Source organism: Candidatus Chloroploca asiatica (assembly GCF_002532075.1).
Lineage (GTDB): Bacteria > Chloroflexota > Chloroflexia > Chloroflexales > Chloroflexaceae > Chloroploca > Chloroploca asiatica.
Genome location: NZ_LYXE01000031.1, coordinates 60,927 through 78,123, shown reverse-complemented (window position 1 = coordinate 78,123; position 17,197 = coordinate 60,927). Strand labels below are relative to the sequence as shown.

The 17,197-nt window shown below is 57.0% G+C and carries 17 protein-coding genes; 9 read left to right on the top strand and 8 right to left on the bottom strand.

The genetic code is table 11. The annotated features are described in order from the left end of the window. Positions 1 to 47: 47 nt before the first annotated feature. Positions 48 to 1,565 carry a peptidylprolyl isomerase gene (locus tag A9Q02_RS02790; protein ID WP_097650841.1) on the top strand — a complete coding sequence of 506 codons (1,518 nt, stop codon included), beginning with the start codon at positions 48 to 50 and terminating at the stop codon, positions 1,563 to 1,565. Continuing rightward, complete coding sequence (locus A9Q02_RS02785; RefSeq protein WP_097650840.1) at positions 1,565 to 2,479, top strand: PH domain-containing protein; 915 nt, start codon at positions 1,565 to 1,567, stop codon at positions 2,477 to 2,479. Before A9Q02_RS02790 ends, A9Q02_RS02785 begins: the two co-directional genes overlap by 1 nt. Before the next feature lie 24 nt (positions 2,480 to 2,503). Here the strand turns inward: A9Q02_RS02785 and A9Q02_RS02780 are convergent, their stop codons facing one another. Next, positions 2,504 to 3,253, bottom strand: a complete 750-nt coding sequence (locus A9Q02_RS02780; protein WP_097650839.1) for a hypothetical protein — start codon at positions 3,251 to 3,253, stop codon at positions 2,504 to 2,506. A 251-nt stretch (positions 3,254 to 3,504) separates the two neighbouring features. On the opposite strand from A9Q02_RS02780, the gene A9Q02_RS02775 reads away from it, so the two are divergent. Further along, complete coding sequence (locus tag A9Q02_RS02775; RefSeq protein ID WP_097650838.1) at positions 3,505 to 4,461, top strand: threonine ammonia-lyase; 957 nt, start codon at positions 3,505 to 3,507, stop codon at positions 4,459 to 4,461. Here A9Q02_RS02775 and A9Q02_RS02770 read toward each other — a convergent pair. The 7 genes from A9Q02_RS02770 to A9Q02_RS02740 all read right to left on the bottom strand — a co-directional run bounded on the left by A9Q02_RS02770 (position 4,458) and on the right by A9Q02_RS02740 (position 12,426). Next, positions 4,458 to 5,501, bottom strand: a complete 1,044-nt coding sequence (locus tag A9Q02_RS02770; protein ID WP_172450549.1) for a magnesium chelatase ATPase subunit I — start codon at positions 5,499 to 5,501, stop codon at positions 4,458 to 4,460. The genes A9Q02_RS02775 and A9Q02_RS02770 overlap by 4 nt on opposite strands. Next, complete coding sequence (locus A9Q02_RS02765; RefSeq protein ID WP_097650836.1) at positions 5,501 to 5,785, bottom strand: DUF503 domain-containing protein; 285 nt, start codon at positions 5,783 to 5,785, stop codon at positions 5,501 to 5,503. The genes A9Q02_RS02770 and A9Q02_RS02765 overlap by 1 nt, the downstream gene beginning before the upstream one ends. A gap of 3 nt (positions 5,786 to 5,788) precedes the next feature. Next, positions 5,789 to 6,451 carry an LON peptidase substrate-binding domain-containing protein gene (locus A9Q02_RS02760; protein WP_097650835.1) on the bottom strand — a complete coding sequence of 221 codons (663 nt, stop codon included), beginning with the start codon at positions 6,449 to 6,451 and terminating at the stop codon, positions 5,789 to 5,791. 67 nt (positions 6,452 to 6,518) lie between these two features. Beyond that, positions 6,519 to 7,715, bottom strand: a complete 1,197-nt coding sequence (argJ, locus tag A9Q02_RS02755; RefSeq protein WP_097650834.1) for a bifunctional ornithine acetyltransferase/N-acetylglutamate synthase — start codon at positions 7,713 to 7,715, stop codon at positions 6,519 to 6,521. Between the two features lie 14 nt (positions 7,716 to 7,729). Next, on the bottom strand, positions 7,730 to 8,935 hold the full coding sequence (locus tag A9Q02_RS02750; protein WP_097650833.1) for a class I SAM-dependent rRNA methyltransferase: 1,206 nt from the start codon (positions 8,933 to 8,935) through the stop codon (positions 7,730 to 7,732). 113 nt (positions 8,936 to 9,048) lie between these two features. Then, positions 9,049 to 9,993 (bottom strand): HhH-GPD family protein, encoded by a 945-nt coding sequence (locus A9Q02_RS02745; protein WP_097650832.1) that lies wholly within the window; start codon positions 9,991 to 9,993, stop codon positions 9,049 to 9,051. Between the two features lie 9 nt (positions 9,994 to 10,002). Continuing rightward, a complete protein-coding gene (locus A9Q02_RS02740; protein WP_245860218.1) occupies positions 10,003 to 12,426 on the bottom strand; it encodes a RelA/SpoT family protein in 2,424 nt (807 codons plus the stop codon). A 365-nt stretch (positions 12,427 to 12,791) separates the two neighbouring features. Here A9Q02_RS02740 and rpsB point away from each other — a divergent pair, with 365 nt between their 5' ends. From rpsB to A9Q02_RS02710, 6 genes are all read left to right on the top strand, one after another. Continuing rightward, entirely contained in the window at positions 12,792 to 13,511 is a 720-nt protein-coding gene (gene rpsB, locus A9Q02_RS02735) for a 30S ribosomal protein S2 (RefSeq protein ID WP_097650831.1), read from the top strand. Positions 13,512 to 13,593: 82 nt separating this feature from the next. Continuing rightward, complete coding sequence (gene tsf / locus A9Q02_RS02730) at positions 13,594 to 14,121, top strand: translation elongation factor Ts (protein WP_245860217.1); 528 nt, start codon at positions 13,594 to 13,596, stop codon at positions 14,119 to 14,121. A gap of 81 nt (positions 14,122 to 14,202) precedes the next feature. Beyond that, positions 14,203 to 14,934 (top strand): UMP kinase, encoded by a 732-nt coding sequence (gene pyrH, locus A9Q02_RS02725; protein ID WP_097650829.1) that lies wholly within the window; start codon positions 14,203 to 14,205, stop codon positions 14,932 to 14,934. A gap of 51 nt (positions 14,935 to 14,985) precedes the next feature. Next, on the top strand, positions 14,986 to 15,543 hold the full coding sequence (frr, locus tag A9Q02_RS02720) for a ribosome recycling factor (protein ID WP_097650828.1): 558 nt from the start codon (positions 14,986 to 14,988) through the stop codon (positions 15,541 to 15,543). A gap of 71 nt (positions 15,544 to 15,614) precedes the next feature. Continuing rightward, the gene (locus tag A9Q02_RS02715) at positions 15,615 to 16,325 is read left to right on the top strand and encodes an undecaprenyl pyrophosphate synthase (RefSeq protein ID WP_097650827.1); all 711 of its coding nucleotides are present in this window, start codon (positions 15,615 to 15,617) and stop codon (positions 16,323 to 16,325) included. Between the two features lie 31 nt (positions 16,326 to 16,356). Beyond that, positions 16,357 to 17,187 (top strand): phosphatidate cytidylyltransferase, encoded by an 831-nt coding sequence (locus A9Q02_RS02710; RefSeq protein ID WP_245860214.1) that lies wholly within the window; start codon positions 16,357 to 16,359, stop codon positions 17,185 to 17,187. Positions 17,188 to 17,197: the final 10 nt, after the last annotated feature.

The window sequence follows — 17,197 nt, the reverse complement described above, 5'->3', positions numbered from 1 at the left end:
GCAGTCTTGCGTAGCAACCAAATGAGCCAGATGCCCCCACCTCTACCATGGCAGAGACACCAAAAAAACCGCAAGCACAGGGCAAACCTGTAACCAGGCAGCAACCGCCTGACCAACAAACAGCCCAACCATCTCCAGAACGCCCACCATCACGCCGCGTTGCCGCACATAAGTTGCGTGAGCAACGCCAGCAACGCATGGTGATTCTTGTGACCAGTATTGCCCTTGGCCTCGCCCTTGTGGCTGTGCTCGGTGGCCTGCTCTATGATCGCCTCTGGTTGCCGAGCCGCCCCGTCGCTCGCGTCGGTGAGGTAACCCTCTCGCGGAGCGACTACTGGCAAGAGCTCAGGCTCGGCTATACGCAGCAGATTATCCAGAATTTTCAGTTGCTCGCCCTCTTTGCTGGTAATCCTCAGTTTACCCAGCAGTTTGAAGGCCAGAGCCCGCAGATTGACCAGCAGATTGCGGCGATCTCGAATGCGCCTGTTGATGATACCGTCGTGGCAGGATGGCAGGATCGCCAGGTCAAACTCCAGGGTTCCGCGCCCCTCGGCATCGTCGTCGACCCGGATGAGGTGAAGCAAACCATGGTGCAAGAACTGGGCTTTGCCTTCTTGCCACCCCCTTCATCCCCTCTGGATCCGGCTGAAGAGGAACCCGCTGATGAGTCTGCACCTGCCCCTGAACTGACTGATGATCCGGCCCTCAGTCCTACGCCGCTGCCTCCAGCAGTCGCCACTGAACAACAAGACCAGATTGTCGCCGAGCTTTTTCGTCGCTATGAGCTCGAGTTGTCAGCCGTAGGACGTTCGCCCGAGTTGTCGCCCGCTGATTTTCGCGCCGCCCTTGATCAACAGTACACCGAGCGGGTGCTCAATCAGCAACTGCAGGCCTACCTCGTCCCCGAAGCTACGTTTGCTTTTCAGGAAGAACCTGACCGCGTCGAGGCTCGCCAGATTTTGATCGGCGTTACTGTCCCCGAAGGGGCTTCGCCAACTGAGGTTGAAGCAGCTTTTGCTGAGAAACGGCCCGAAGTTGAGGCTGTGCTTGCCGAGTTGCAGGCCGGGGCCGATTTTGCCTCCCTCGTCGCGGCCTACTCCACTGACCCTGGTTCACGTGAGCGCGAAGGAAGCCTCGGTCGCTTCGATCGCAATGGCCTGGCTGATACTGGTGTCACCTATCCCCCAGAATTGGTCGCTCAGGCTTTTGCCCTTGCTGTTGGGGCGATCAGCGATCCGATTCGGACTGAGTTCGGCTGGCATATTCTTGAGGTGACGTTCCTCGAGATCCCTGATCCCGAAACCCAGTTACGCGAGGCGCGCACCGCCGCACTTGATGTCTGGGTGGGTGAACAACGTGAGGCCCTTGGCTCCACCCGCGTGCCGCCGCAAACGCCAACGCCGACGACTGAACCAGCACCACCGGTTCCAACTGTGGTTCCCGCTTTTCAGCCTGGCCCGCCAACGGCGCTCCCCACTGAGGTGCCATTGGAGCCCGAAGTGCCAGATGAGGATGCGGGCGAAGCACCTGGGGTACTCCCCACACTCACGCCTGTCGTACCGTAATGCGACGCTGGAAACCACAGCCTTCATGGCGTTTCTGGGCGGCAAGTGTGCTCTTTCTGCTCATCGCAGCAGCAGCAGTCTATACGCTCATTCCGGTTGGCAGAGCCCTCGCTCTGCCACCGGAAGCATGGCCGATCAATGCGCAACTCTTTGCCCAAGGGTTGCTCGGCCTGGCGCTGCTGAGCCTGGCCGGCTCATTTGGCTATCAGATCGTTGCTACTGCGACGCTCTGGTATGGCCTCGATCGTGATGGCCTCTATATTTACTGGCTCGGCCATCGTACGGTGGTGCCGATGCAAATGATCGAACATGTCGCTAGTGGTGTGACCGAGCGCGGCGCCAACGGCCATCTGTTGCAACAAATTGGCTATTTCTATGGCGCTGGACGGCTTGCCAATGGTCAGACGGTGCAACGTTTTAGCACGGTGAACCCAAAGCGCGCCCTTGGCATTCAAACACCTACCGAGATCTATCTTATTTCACCCCGCGAGAGTGCTGCCTTTATCCAAGAGTTGGAACAGCGGCGACGGATTGGCCCGATCCAGCAACTCACGCCTGGCATTGAGGCTGGTTCAATCTTTTTCTATGCCTTCTGGACTGATAAGGTGGTGCAACGCGCTCTGGTGCTGGCCGTGTTGCTTCATCTCGTCCTGCTCGGGACGCTGATGGCGCTCTATCCATCCTTGCCCGCGCTGATCGAGATGCAAACCGATCCCAGCGGTCAGGCCCTCAGCAGTGTCCCCCGTTACCAGATCCTCTTTTTGCCGCTCGCCGGCGCGTTGCTTGGCTTGCTCAACCTTGGACTCGGGCTTGCCCTCTACCAACGCACATCCGTCGGCGCAAGGTTGCTCCAGCTTACAACGGTAGGTTTGCAGATCCTTTTTCTGATCGCAGCGGCAACTATTCTTCTGTAGAACTTAGCGTTCGCCTACTTTCGCTCACTTGTCAAGCTTGGCCCAGAAAGCACGTTGATGATCGGTCACGGCTTTCTCGATTACTTTTGGCGGCAAAATACGCAGCCGAATAAGGATCTGACCAAGGCTGAGGCGCTGGCCCTTTTGATCAAGTCGGATCTGCTCGATCAGGACTTTTTCGAGTTGTTCAGGGGTAATCAGTTGTTGTTCAACTAAATATTCGCCGAGCACCTGAGGCGCAATCCGCAGACTACTGCGCTCTTGCTGCTGAATGATCAGCGCACGGGCTAGTTTGCTCGGCGTGATGAGTTTCTGCCGCAGCAAGATCTGGCCCAGACGACGATCCGTGATAATAGCCATGCCATCACTCTGCATCTTCAGCACTTCTTGCAGTTCTGAAGGCGTGATTACTTGCATATCAAGCAGAATATCGCCAAGCAGTCGGGCCCGGGGTTGTTCGTGAAAGTAGTTCGTTTTTACATCAGAAAGCAAGCGGAGCGTTTCGATCTCACGCAGAAGCGACTCAGCACTGGTATTGTCTGGTTCGACCACCAGCACTGCTTTCAGCCATTCTTCACGGATCTTCTGATCTTCCGGCGCAAGAACAGCCGCTCGTTCCAGGCAGTCACGTCGCTGACGTGGATCATCCACGAGGCGACTCAACGACAACCAGGTATCTAGGCATTGATGGCCTTCAAGCAAATGTTGCCGTAATGCAGTAATGTCATTGCGATCACGCGCAATGATGGGGCAGGGATATGGGCACACTTTCATTCTTCCGCCTCGCTCGCTCGTAAAGATGTGTGATTTTCCATTATACACTGATGTGCAGCAATCGTACATAACGAAAACCTGAACATTATGATGAGACAGTTGTCACCTGTGTCAAGCCTTCGCGGGTTGCAACCTAGTCAGATGCGCCAACAGCAATGGTGGTAAGTGTATCCAGCACCGTGTATTATAGAAGTGGACACAGGGTGTCGTCATCTTATTCGCTTTGATACCCTTCCAGAAAGACTAAACCTATGCTTACGCCTGCTCATATCCTCGCGGCGCACCGCCGGATGGCTGGAATCGTCTATCCGACCCCCCTCGAATTTAGCCGACCGTTGACGAGGGTGGCCGGGGCCGAGGTCTTTCTCAAACTCGAGTGTGCGCAGGTCACCGGTAGCTTCAAAATCCGGGGGGCCGCCAATGCCCTCCTTTCAGGCGAAGGTCGCTGGCCGGTCGTCGCCTGCTCTGCCGGCAATCACGCCCTCGGCATCGCCTATGCTGCCACCCACGCCGGTATTGACGCAACCCTCGTCTTGCCTGAAAATGCGTCCCCCGCCAAAATCCAGGCTTTGCAACGCTATCCCGTGAACATGGTCTTCCTTGGCAAAGATTATGATGAAGCCGAGGCCGCCGCGATGCGCCTCGCCCATGAAGAAGGCCAGCGCTTCATTTCACCCTATAATCACCCCGATGTGGTTGCAGGCCAGGGAACCCTTGGTCGCGAGATCCTGGATCAGTTGCCCAATGCCGAGGTGCTGATTGTCAGTGTTGGCGGCGGTGGCTTGATCAGTGGCATCGGGATCTGGGCCAAGGCTATCAATCCCAAACTGCGCCTTATCGGGGTGCAGGCTGAACATTCCGCAGCGATGCATGCGTCGTTGCAAGCAGGACACCTTGTGCAGATCCAGCATCGCCCCACGCTTGCCGATAGCCTCGCCGGCAATCTCGAAGCTGGCGCGATGACGTTTCCCCTCGTCCAGCAACTGGTCGAACGCATTGTGCTCGTCAGCGAGCCGCAAATCGCTGCGGCTATGCGCTGGCTGCTCGATGAACACCATCTGCTCGTCGAAGGAAGTGCCGCCGTAACTGTCGCCGCCCTGCTCGAAGGCTTGATCCCCGGACTAGCGCGTCAGCGTGTGGTTGCGCTGCTCTGCGGACGCAATGTTACCACCGAGACTGTATGTGCTGTGATGCAGCATCGTAATTAGACGCCCTCTTGCTCAAACTGGCGCAGCGTGCTCTGGTTGTCCGCCTCACGTGGTAGCGTTTCATCAGATGGCATGATCACGTCGATCGCTTGTTCGATCAGAGTGCGCTCGGCATGATGCCAACGCGCATGCGCTTCGAGTTGCTCACTCTGGCGTTGATGCAGGGCAAGTGGCGCAACCCGACGCAGGTCTTCGGTTGTGACAAGGCTACGGAAATCAGCGGCCGCCCGTGCCCGTGCGCCTTCGAGCAGGGCGATCTCGGCCCGATGCGATGGAACCTTCAGCGCCTGCACCAGCGCAAGCGCCTGCTCTTCGAGTTGAGGTGGCACCACCACATGCGGCAAAATCGCCCTCGCTGCCTCGATCTCCGCAGCAAGCGCGGTCGTCTGCGTGGCATAGGCAGCCCGAAAAGCTTCGGGATCAAGCCGAAACGCCTGAGCCCGTCGGTAAACCTCCAGGCGCTGCTGCCGATCATCGAGTGGCCCCACCCAGACCCGCAAGCCAAACCGATCCAGGATCTGTGGGCGCAGGCTCCCCTCTTCCGGATTCATCGAACCAACCATGACAAAGCGCGTTGGAAAGAGGCGCGTCATTGGCCCCCGCCGCACCAGGGTACGCCCCTGCGCTGCCGCGTCAAGGATGGCATCAACCACATGCGCATCGAGCAGGTTGATTTCATCAACGTACAGCAGGTTGCCATGCGCTCGCGCAAGCACGCCTGGCTCAAGCAGAACCTGGCCCTGTTCCAAGGCCACCCGCTCGTTGATGCCCCCGACGACATCTTCTATCCGCGCATTGAGCGGTAATTCAACCAGCCGCATCCGCTCAGGGCTCGGTTGCTCTTCGCCCGCTGCGGAGGTGTGCGCAACGATCGGCATCACATCAAGCAAACCACGCACCGCCGTTGTTTTGCCCACTCCATACGGACCGCTGAGCAAGACCCCTCCAATGCCAGGGTTGATCAGGCCAAGCACCAACGCCGTCTTTAATTCGACCTGACCAACCAGCGCAATGAAGGGGAAGGGCAGGATTGCTTCCATCAAAGCATCTCAATCTCGTAGGCCCCGATCGGGCAATCGGGGCGCTGGCGATCAAGAAAACGGATCACCGCTTCGAGTTGACCATGCGCATACGCCTGTGACGTCGCCACACACGCAATGCCAAAGACCGCGCTCTGCCAGATGTCCTGATCATCAACCTCGGCAATCGAGACGTTGAACTCGTTGCGCACACGCGTCAACAGTGATTTGACTACCCGGCGCTTCTCTTTGAGCGACAAGGCCATCGGAATTGAGATGTGCAGGGTACAGACACCAATAATCATAGGTTAATTTAGGCTGCCAAGACCAGCAAACCCTTGCCCTGCGCCATCCTGACTCCCCGGCATCAGAGCGAGCTCAGCACGAAGATCAGACGCCATTTCGTACAGTCGCGCCAGCAGTGGCGCTTCAAGCCAGTGCTGTTTGCGCGCGAGTGGAACTTGCAAACGATCCGCCAGCTGATAGGCCATCGTGGCCGGATCGCTCGGCAATTCGTCAGGTTCGACCGGGACACCCGTCGCAACCTCGACAGCCTTCCAGTAGCGCAGATACATTGCCCGTAGCTCTTCGGCAGCCTTCGTCACCCCGGGGGCAACGTCCTCTTCGAGCACTTGCACCGACGCAACAAGATAAGGATGCCGCTGCGTAATCTGACGGATGGTAAAACGCTCGCGCCCAACCGCTGTCAGCAGAAAGCGCCCATCCTCAAGCCGCACGTTCGCACTGATCTCCGCCGTTGTCCCAACCAGATGTGGTTCCGCCGGAGCAGCGCCTAGACGCCCTTCTTCGACTTCGTCACCCGCACGAATGAGGACAATCCCAAAGGGCATCCGTTGTTCGATACATGTAGCGATCATCGAACGATAGCGTTCTTCAAAGATATGAAGGTTGATTGTCATCCCCGGAAAGAGGATTGTTCCAAGAGGAAAGAGAGGTAACTGACGACTCATAAATTCCCTTGCCATGCTGGTGCGTCTCTGGCGGCGGCTACCCGCCCTCAGGTGCAGAGCGCGCGGTCTAGTCTTCATGCCACGTACACGACGTCATGGTTACGTCCACCGGTCCTGTATGGAGATCAATAATCAACTCAAGTTCAGGGCTAGAGAAAGCCTGGATCAACGCGGCGGGATCATACCTTGCCACCATGCCAGCATGGAGAACGGGCACACCGCCAATGCGTAGATCAAGTAACTCGGGCCGCAGTCGGCTCGGACTAGCGCCGACGGCGGCAAGCACTGGCCCCCAGTTGGGCAGGCCGCGCCTCAGTGCTTCACGGAACGAACGGGAAGCCGCGATGCGCTCGGCAACTGACCGAGCTGTCTCTTCACTCGACGCCCCGCGCACACGTATATGCATGATCTTACCACTACCTGCTGCATCGCGCACGATCTGCTGGGCCAGATCCCCACAAAGTGCATCGAGGGCTGTCTGGAACGTGGCAAATTCTCGCGAGTTGCTATTGGTCATTGGCGGACCCTCGGCAGCACCATTGGCCATCATAATCACCGCATCGTTGGGACTCATCTCGCCATCAAGATTCAGCCGATGGAAGCTGTGCCGTACGCTCTGTTGCAGCGCCTGTTGCATCAGGCGCTGCTCAATCGGCAAGTCGGTCGTAATGACGACAAGCATCGTGGCAAGACGTGGATTGATCTGCCGCGTACCTTTGGCCATCCCGGCCAGAATGCCGCGTTGCCCTTCACGGATCTGTAACCGATAGACCCGTTCTTTGGGTCGCGTATCAGTCGTCAACATCGCCACCGCCGCTCGCCGCCCGCCGCCGCTATCCAGTTCACTCACCGCCCGCTTGATCCCCTCACGCATGCGCGGCATCGGCAACGGTATCCCGATCAGGCCGGTCGAGAGCAGCAAAACCGCATCCCGCGAAACTTCCAGTTCATCAGCCAGGATTTTGGCACACTCAACGGCATCATTCAAGCCAGGTTGCCCTGTGCCTGCATTCGCTTGACCCGAATTGATCAAGATTGCCTGGATCGCTTCGCGATTCCGCGCAAAGATCGCCTGACTCAAAAAGATCGGGGCCGCTTTGGTCAGGCTCGTAGTAAACACCGCTGCCACCCGCGCTGGGCGGCTCGAAGCGATAAGCGCCAGATCCCGCGCTTTGCTCCCCTCTTTTAAGCCACACGAGACGCCCGTGGCACGAAAACCGAGTGGGCTGGCAATATGTCCATCTTCAAAAATGGTGTAACTCATAAGCAGACCGCAGGTTACCAGACGCGACAGAGCAACCCTTTGAGGTATTCGCTCTCGGGAAAAGTCAGCAACACCGGATGATCAGAACTCTGCGTGAGACGCTCGATCAGTTGCACCTCGCGCCGGGCATCACGCGCCGCTCCGGCGACAATTTTCTGGAAGAGATCTGGCGCAACCAACCCCGAGCAACTGAAGGTTGCCAGGATGCCGCCTGGCCGCAGCAACTGCATCGCCAGCAAGTTAATGTCCTTGTAGCCACGGGCGGCCCGTTCAAGGTGACGCTGACTATGCGCGAATTTTGGTGGATCAAGGATCACGACATCAAAGCGACGCGCTTGCTCACGATACTGGCGCAAAATCTGAAACATATCACCGTCGACCAGTTCGACATCCGCTCCGGGGGCATTGGCCCCCACATTCGCCCGCGCTAGGTCCAGCGCTGCCGCTGAACTGTCAATCAAGGTCATCCGGCTGGCCCCCGCCCGCGCCGCAGCGACGCTGAAACCCCCGCTATAACAGAAACCGTCGAGTACCTCAGCTTGGTGACAGTATACGGCCACCCGTTCATGGTTATACGCCTGATCGAGATAGTGCCCGGTCTTCTGCCCACCCGCCAGATCAACTCGTAGCACTGTGGGGGAACCCTGCGCTGAAGCCCGCGTAAGTGGCTCGACCAGCACATGTCCCTCTGGCGGGCGCCCCCAGAGCAAGCCCTCGTGCGGGGTCAGTCCTTCTCTGGTGCATATCTCAGCATCACTATGCTCATAGATACCCTCGGGTGCCAGCATCTCGACTAGCAGCGCGATGAGCGTATCACGGCGCTCGACCATCGCCGGGATCAAGCACTGGATGCTCAGATATTGACCATAACGATCAACAATAAGCCCTGGCAACCCGTCGGCTTCGCTAAACACGAGGCGACACGCATGGTGGGGTTGCGAGGCAAGGTGGGCACGACCGGCAAGCGCCCTGGTTAGCCGTGACTGCAGCCAGGCTTCATCAAGGGGTTGCTCGGCCTCCCAGGTGGCAAGCCGTACCTGGATCTGTGAGTTGGCACTGTAGAATCCGCGGGCCAGCCATTCACCGTTGGCAGCATACACATCAATGGATTGCCCATTGTTCGCGTTGCCACGCACAGCCGCAATTGCCCCTGAGAAGACCCAAGGGTGCCGCTGTTGTAACGAGCGCTCGCGCCCTGAACGTAAAAGTATGCTTGGCATCAGCGTCCTGACCGTATCTCTGTGGATGCATAGTGTAGCAGAGCGACAGAGAGAGGTCAAGCCTCCTGCATACGTACAAAGTTTTAGGCTCGAGGATGGGGCTGTTCGGCTGCTCACGGCAGTCGAACGGCCCCATCCTCCATCACCACCAACCCATCACGAACGAGACCTTGCAGCAGTTCATCAAGCCATACCATCTCATCAGGCGTGAAAGTTGGTTTGAGTTGCGCGCCAAGTTCGTCAAGCGGAAGCGAACGCTCGGGGGGCAAGGTGCGCAGCAGGTCAACAATCCGTCCCCGGTACCAGCGCCGTGAACCGACAAAGGGTGTTTCAGACCGGTAATCAGCTCGCCGCTCGGCGGCCCGCTGTCGGGGTTGAGCAACCTGCGTACGCAGGGGCGCCCCCATCGCCAGGATGGTCGCGGCATCAGCCACCTGCCACTCAGCGTAGGCCCGGCACATAGGCCGCACAGGGCAACGCTGACACGCCGGGGTCGTAGCAGTACAAATAAGCGCCCCAAGCTCCATCAAGGCCTGGTTCCATGCCCATCCCTGACCAGCAGGCACCAACCGCTCGGCCACCGCGAGCAACGCACGCTCGCCGGGCACATCGAGTTGCGCGGCCCCATAGTGTGTCCGCAGCAACACCCGACGGATGTTCGTATCCATGAAGGCAACATCCTGCTCAAAGGCAAAGCAAGCCACGGCCCCCGCCGTATACGGACCAACCCCGGGCAACTGGCGCAGCAGCGCCACATCACGGGGAAAGACCCCGCCATGCTCCTGCAAAACCATCTGGACTGCACGCTGCAGGTTCACCGCACGCCGATTATAGCCAAGACCCGCCCAGCAACGAATCACCTCGGCCGTGGGGGCCGCAGCCAGCGTGGCAAGATCGGGGAAGGCCGTCAGAAACGCCTCGTACTTTGGCAACACCCGTGCCACCTGGGTTTGCTGGAGCATCAACTCGGCCACGAGAATGCGATACGGATCGCGGGTACGCCGCCAGGGCAAATCACGAGCATGCTGGGCAAACCAATCAAGCAGAGCCGTCTGCATTGCTGGTGGTCACCCTTTGCCTGTGCCGCTTTCGCGACGGGCCTCGATCACATCGGCGATGCGGTTCAACTTATCAAGCAAACTAGAAAGCTGGGTAATTGTCTGCACCGTCACGAGCAGATGCAACACGGCACGCCCAGCATGACGGGTGTGGCCTTGTTCAACCTTCTCGATATTGATCCCCGCATCAGCAACCACAACCGAAATATCCCGCCAGAGACCGACCCGATCCCACGACTCGATCCGGATCGGCACCGAATAGCCCTTGGGAGATTGGCCGCCCCAACTGAGATCGATCAAGCGAGCACGGTCGGGTTCATTCAGAATCGTACGACAATCAGCCCGATGCACCGTTACCCCACGTCCACGGGTCACAAAGCCAACGACTGGTTCACCGACAACCGGATTGCAACAACGAGCCAGGCGATTATGGATGGCACCGACACCAATGACCTGTACACCAACCGACTGATTCAGATTGGCTGGTGTGCCTTTGGGTAGCACCATGGGGAGGGTTTCCGACGGTTGCTGTTGCTCGACCTGCTGAGCCAGCGCCTTCTGGGCAACCGTACGGGCCGTCAATTCACCCGAACCAATCTGATTGAAGAGATCATCGTTTGACCGCGCACCAACCAGATCGACCAGATAATCGAAACTCATCGTCAACCCCAGCCGCTTGAGCTCCTTCTCCAGAAGATCACGGCCTGCTGAAATATTTTCTTCGCGTTCAGCACGGCGGAAGTAACGTCGAATATGGTTGCGGGCACTCGGCGTCTTCACAAAATTAAGCCAATCGCGGCTCGGGCCACGATTCGCCTTGGCGGTCATAATATCAACTATCTCGCCATTTTGCAGATGATAGTCCAGCGGCACCATCCGCCCATTAACCCGAGAGCCAATGCACCGATTGCCAACCTCTGAGTGAATATGATAGGCGAAATCAACCGGCGTACTACCTTCGGGGAGATCGATGATCTTGCCACGCGGGGTAAAGACATAGACCATCTCTTCCAGTTCGGGCTTGAGGCTCTCGACAAATTCACGGGCATCAGTCAACTCGATCCGCCACGAAATCAATTCGCGCAGCCACTTGATCTTAGCCTCGTAATTCTGATCACTGCGATTAGCAAAGCCCTCTTTATAGCGCCAGTGTGCGGCAATACCGTGTTCAGCCACCGTATGCATACCCTCGGTGCGAATCTGGATCTCGCAGGGATGCCCACCGCCGATAATCACCGTTGTGTGAAGTGACTGATAGCTACTCTCTTTGGGAACCGCGATATAATCATCAAACTCGCTGAGCACCGGTGTCCACATACTATGCACAAGCCCAAGCACCCGATAACAGAGGCCCTTGGACTGATTCACGTCACTCTCTTGGACAATAATCCGGATCGCGAGCTGGTCATAGATCTGCTCAAGCGGGACACCCTTGCGCTCCATCTTGCGCCAGATCGAATAGATATGTTTCGGGCGTCCATTCACCTGGGCACGAATGCCCTCTTTCTCAAGAGCTTCGCGCATCTTCTTAATCACGCGCTGAATCATGCGCTGACGAGCATCTTCGCGGAGGCTCAAGCCATTCTCAATCTCGTGATAATGTTCAGGATGGATCGCCTTAAACGCCAGATCTTCGAGTTCAGACTTGACCTGCCACATCCCGAGGCGATGTGCAAGGGGGGCATAGATATCGAGGGTTTCACGCGCAACGCGGCGTTGTTTTTCAGGCGAGGTTGAGCCAAGGGTACGCATATTGTGCAGGCGGTCAGCGAGCTTGATCAAAATCACGCGCGGATCATCAGCCGTCGCAATAAACATCTTGCGATACGAGCCAGCCTGCATCTCTTCTTTGGTCTTATGTTCAAGGCCTGAAAGCTTGGTCACCCCGTCAACAAGATGGGCAAGGGTCGCGCTAAAATAGGTTTTAATGACCTCGAGATCAACCCCGGTATCTTCGACCACATCGTGCAAGAGCGCGGCGGCGACCGACTCGGCATCAAGCCGCAATTCGAGCAAGATCGAGGCCACCGCAACAGGATGATCAATATATGGCTCACCGCTCTGGCGATACTGACCAGCGTGGGCAATCAAGGCCAGCGCATAAGCCCGCCGGAGCAATTCGGTGTCAGCATCGGGAAGATATTCCCCCAGGCGGGCAATCAGCGCCTCAACCGTAGGGCTGCGGTAGGCATCAAGATAACGAGCCCGTATCATCTCTGCTGTAATCTCGGCCTGCTCTTTTTTCGTGAGTTGTTCAGCGATGGATTGAATCATAGGCAACTGAAGGATAGGATGAGGAGAGAAGTGATCTGGTTGGAGGTACAGCGCAGGTGGTTGCTGGCTACGACTAAGAGCCACAGCCTTGCCTGACAGCGAGGGTTTCACACGGGCCTCACTCGCCGTATGATCACCAACAGCAACAGGAGTATCCATTGGTCACCGTATCCTCTCACGGCTGCGCGGCACATAGGCAATTGCCAGGTGATCGCAGGCCAGATGTTGTAGAACACAAACGCGGTCGGCGACTTTCGCCTGACCGCGCCTCTATATCCTTCGATCGTCTGCGATCAAAACTATGCTTTTGTAGTAGTATCCACTAGGATAACACCGGCTTATAGCGTTGTCAAGAAAAATTTGCCCCACTGTAATGCTTATGCTATACTGATCGGCGGCGTGTGCAAGCGCCAATACACACATCTCAGCGTTGCGATCATCTCCTGCCAGCTCGGGCTGGTTCAGATCGCAAGAGGCCTGGGGTGGCGGCTGGAAATTCCAGGATGTTCAAGGAGGATGGAGCAATGACCCAGACAACCCCACGTGTTGTCTCGATCAAGGCCTTGCTAGAGGCTGGTGCACACTTTGGTCACCAGACCAACCGTTGGAACCCGAAGATGCGTCCGTATATCTTTACGGCGCGCAATGGCATTCATATCATTGACCTACAAAAGACGGTACATAGCCTGACGACGGCGTATCGTTTTGTGGCTGATATGACCGCCAGGGGTGAAAAGATCCTGTTTGTTGGCACTAAAAAGCAGGCCCAGGAAGCAATTGCGGAAGAGGCAACCCGCGCCGGTCAGTACTATATTACCCAGCGCTGGCTCGGTGGTACGCTGACGAACTTTGCGACGATTAAAGGCCGCCTCAAACGGCTCGCCGATCTTGAAGCCCAACGCGATCGCGGTGATTTCAATAAGTTGACCAAAGCCGAAGGGCTGAAACTCGAAGAAGAGATCGGGAAACTTAACCGCGTCTTTGGTGGCATCAAGACAATGGAACGCCTGCCAGCTGCGATCTTTGTGGTCGATCCCCATAAGGAGGATCTGGCGATTAAAGAGGCTGCTGTTGTCGGTGTACCAGTCGTGGCAATGGTTGATACGAACTGCAATCCCGATCCGATTGAGTATGTGATTCCGTGCAACGACGATGCCATTCGTAGCATTCGTCTGTTGACGAGCAAAATCGCTGATGCAGCCCTCGAGGGCCTCCATCGGCGTGAGTCCGCTCACCAGGGCTAGGTTGGAGTGGTTGCGATTGATCAGCAAGTATCCTGCGCGGGGGCATGCTCCGCGCAGGCTTAGCGATACAAGGAGCGAATCTGTGGCTGTTTCGATTGAACTGGTGAAAGAGCTCCGTGAGCGCACCGGTGCCGGCATCAAAGAGTGCAAAGATATTCTGGAGCAGGTCAACGGCGATATAAACAAGGCCATCGATATTCTGCGCGAGCGTGGGATTGAAGCCGCCGCCAAAAAGACGAGCCGCGAGGCCCTCGAAGGCCTCGTGGGGGTCTATGTACACTATGGCTCGCGGGTCGCCGCTATGGTTGAATTGAATTGTGAGACCGATTTTGTTGCGCGTACCGAGGCGTTTGTGACGCTCGCTAATAGCCTTGCTCAGCACGTCGTCGCGCTCAATCCGCTCTACCTGAGTGAAGCCGACATCACCGAGGCGATTGTGCATGAGAGCGGTTTGTCCCGCGAGAAACTGATTGAAGAGCAGGTGCTGCTGGCTCAGCCCTTCGTCAAAGATCCGTCGCGGACGATCCAGGAGATGCTGACCGAAGCAATCGCCAAGCTTGGTGAAAATATTGTCGTGCGCCGGTTTGTTCGTTATGAGATTGGTGCCTAATCAGGGCCGTGAAACCCAGGTGGACGACAGGTATCCCCAGTCCTGCACCTGGGTTTCATATCCCGTTGGGATAGAGGCTCTATGCAACAGCCAAAGTATCGCCGGGTCTTGATTAAGCTCAGTGGTGAGCAGATCAAAGGGACAGATGAGGTGGTAAGCTATGATATGCTTGACTACCTGGCGCGTGAAATCGGCGCGCTGCATCAGTACAAGGTAGATGTAGCCGTTGTGATTGGTGGGGGCAATATCTGGCGCGGCAATCAGTCAATTGCCCGTGGGATGGACGCTGCCCAGTCGCATTATATGGGCATGCTCGGTACGATCATCAATTCCCTGGCCCTCCAGGATGCCCTGGAACGGCATGGGCTCGATACGCGAGCGATGACGGCCATCCAGATGAATGAGGTCGCTGAGCCATATATCAGGCGACGGGCAACCCGCCATATGGCGAAAGGCCGGGTGGTCATCCTCGCCGGTGGCACCGGTAATCCCTACTTTACCACTGACTCGGCCGCAGCCCTGCGCGCCGCTGAACTCCACGCTGATGTCATCTTGATGGCAAAAAATGGTGTGGACGGGATCTATACGGCTGATCCGCGCCGCCATCGCGATGCCGTCAAACTTGATCACGTGACCTATATGGATGCCCTGAACCGTGGTCTCGCTGTGATGGACTCAACGGCCCTGACCTTCTGTATGGATAATAATATTCCGATCATTGTGTTCAATGCCCTGGAAGCAGGGATGATTGAACGCATTGTACTCGGTGAACGGGTAGGCACCCTGGTTAGCAGTCAGGCAACTGAACGCTGACGGTCGGCGAAATTTGTGCGTATCGAGTTCTGGTAGTGTGAGGAGGGTGTGATGGTCAATGACGTCACCAGTGAGTATGAAGGCCAACTGAAGAAAGCACTTGAAGCCTTGCGCCATCAACTGGCAACCGTCAGAACCGGGCGTGCTTCGTCTGCTCTGGTCGAGCATATGCCCGTCGAGGCCTATGGCGCACCGATGCCGCTGAATCAGATTGCCACGATTGTTGTCCCCGAAGCCCGTTTGATCGTGATTCAACCGTTTGATAATGGTATGATTAAAACGATCGAGAAGGCTATTCAAAATTCTGATCTTGGCATTAATCCCAGTAATGATGGGCGCGTTATTCGACTCGCTGTGCCTCAGTTGACCGAAGAACGTCGCCGCGAACTGGTCAAAGGTGTGCGCCATCGCGTCGAAGAGGTGAAGGTCTCGGTACGCAATCAGCGTCGTGATGCAATTGATCAACTCAAAGAGTTTGAACACGAGAAGATGATTAGCGAGGACGATTTGCACCGCGGCCAGGAGCGTATCCAGCAGTTGACCGATAAGTGCATCGCTGAACTGGAACACATTGGCAAAGAGAAAGAGGCTGAGGTTCTGGCGGTCTGAAGATGACCCAGGTTCTCAGGAGCGCCGGGGCTGGATCTCCGGTTCCCCTCGCTAACAAAGAGGCGTCCTGTATGACCACCCCAGACGGCGGACGCATCCCGAACCATATCGCGGTGATTATGGACGGCAATGGGCGATGGGCACGCCAGCGTGGTTTGCCGCGCCTTGCTGGTCATCGCGCCGGAACAGAGAATATTCGTGCGATTGTCAACGAAGCCCATCAGATCGGGGTGCGCTTTCTGACCCTGTATGCGTTTTCAACCGAAAATTGGAATCGGCCCTCACTTGAAGTGCAGGGGTTGATGCAGATCTTGAGCGATTTTATTGATCGCGAAACACAAAATTTGCACCGGCAGAATGTGCGCTTGCGCCACCTTGGACGACTCCAGGGCTTGACTCCATTGCTTGCACGCAAGGTGCAACAGGCCGTTGACCTGACCGGTGAAAATACAGGGTTGACCCTGGCGATCGCCTTCAATTATGGCGGACGCCTTGATATTGTGGATGCTGTGCGTGACCTCGTTGCGCAGGGCGTTGGGGCTGACCAGATTACCGAAGAGGCCATCAGTGCGCGGCTCTCGACCGCCGGTATGCCTGATCCCGATCTGGTGATTCGTACCAGCGGTGAACGCCGGATTTCGAATTTTTTGATCTGGCAGGCCGCTTATAGTGAGTACTGGGTAACGCCGGTGTTCTGGCCCGATTTTCGCCCAGAACATCTTCATCAGGCAGTTAGTGAATATGGACGGCGCGAACGCCGCTTCGGCGGACTCTCCGAGTAAGGCTGGCTCGCTGACACGACGACTGGTCAGTGTGGCAATTCTCATCCCCCTGATTGTGGCAGCAGGCTGGTGGCCCCTCGCTACGATCCTGGTCGTTGGTGTGTGTGTGGTGCTCGCGATCCGTGAGTTGTTTGCGATCTTTCGCCAGGGCGGCTTCGCGCCCCGCTCTGGCCCAGGCATCGCTGTCGGCCTCGCCTTCTGCCTCGCCGCCGCTGTGCGCCCTTTGACCCCCTTTGATGTCACCGGCTTGTTCCTCGCCCTCGCTGTGAGCCTGACCCTGATCTATGAGTTGTTGCCCGGTGATCGTACCAATAGCATTCAAAATTGGGCGCTGACCCTCGCAGGGGCCATCTATATTGGCTGGTTGCTCAGCGCGTTTATTCTGCTGACCCAACTCTCGACCCCTTTGCGCCCCGCTCCTCTCGCTGGCCTCGGGATTCCTCCTGGGACGGCCTGGCTCTTTCTTGTGCTGGCGATTACTTGGATTCAAGATAGTGCCGCTTTTTTTGTTGGTCGATCAATCGGTCGGCATAAAATGGCCCCCGTGCTCAGTCCGAAAAAGTCATGGGAAGGCTTTGCCGGGGGGATGGTCGCTTCGATCCTTACCGCTCTTGTCGCTGTCTATTTGATGGGTTTGCCGATCTCATATGCCGGGGCTGTCTTGATTGGCTTTGCAACCGGGATCGCCGGTCCACTTGGTGACCTCTGTGAGTCTTTGATCAAACGCCAGATTGGCGTCAAAGACTCCGGTACGTTGATACCTGGTCATGGGGGCATCCTTGACCGGATGGATAGCCTGCTCTTTACCGGGCCAGTGGTCTATTATGGTGTGGTGTTGGCGATGGCTTTCACTTCGTCTTGACGCTGCCCCT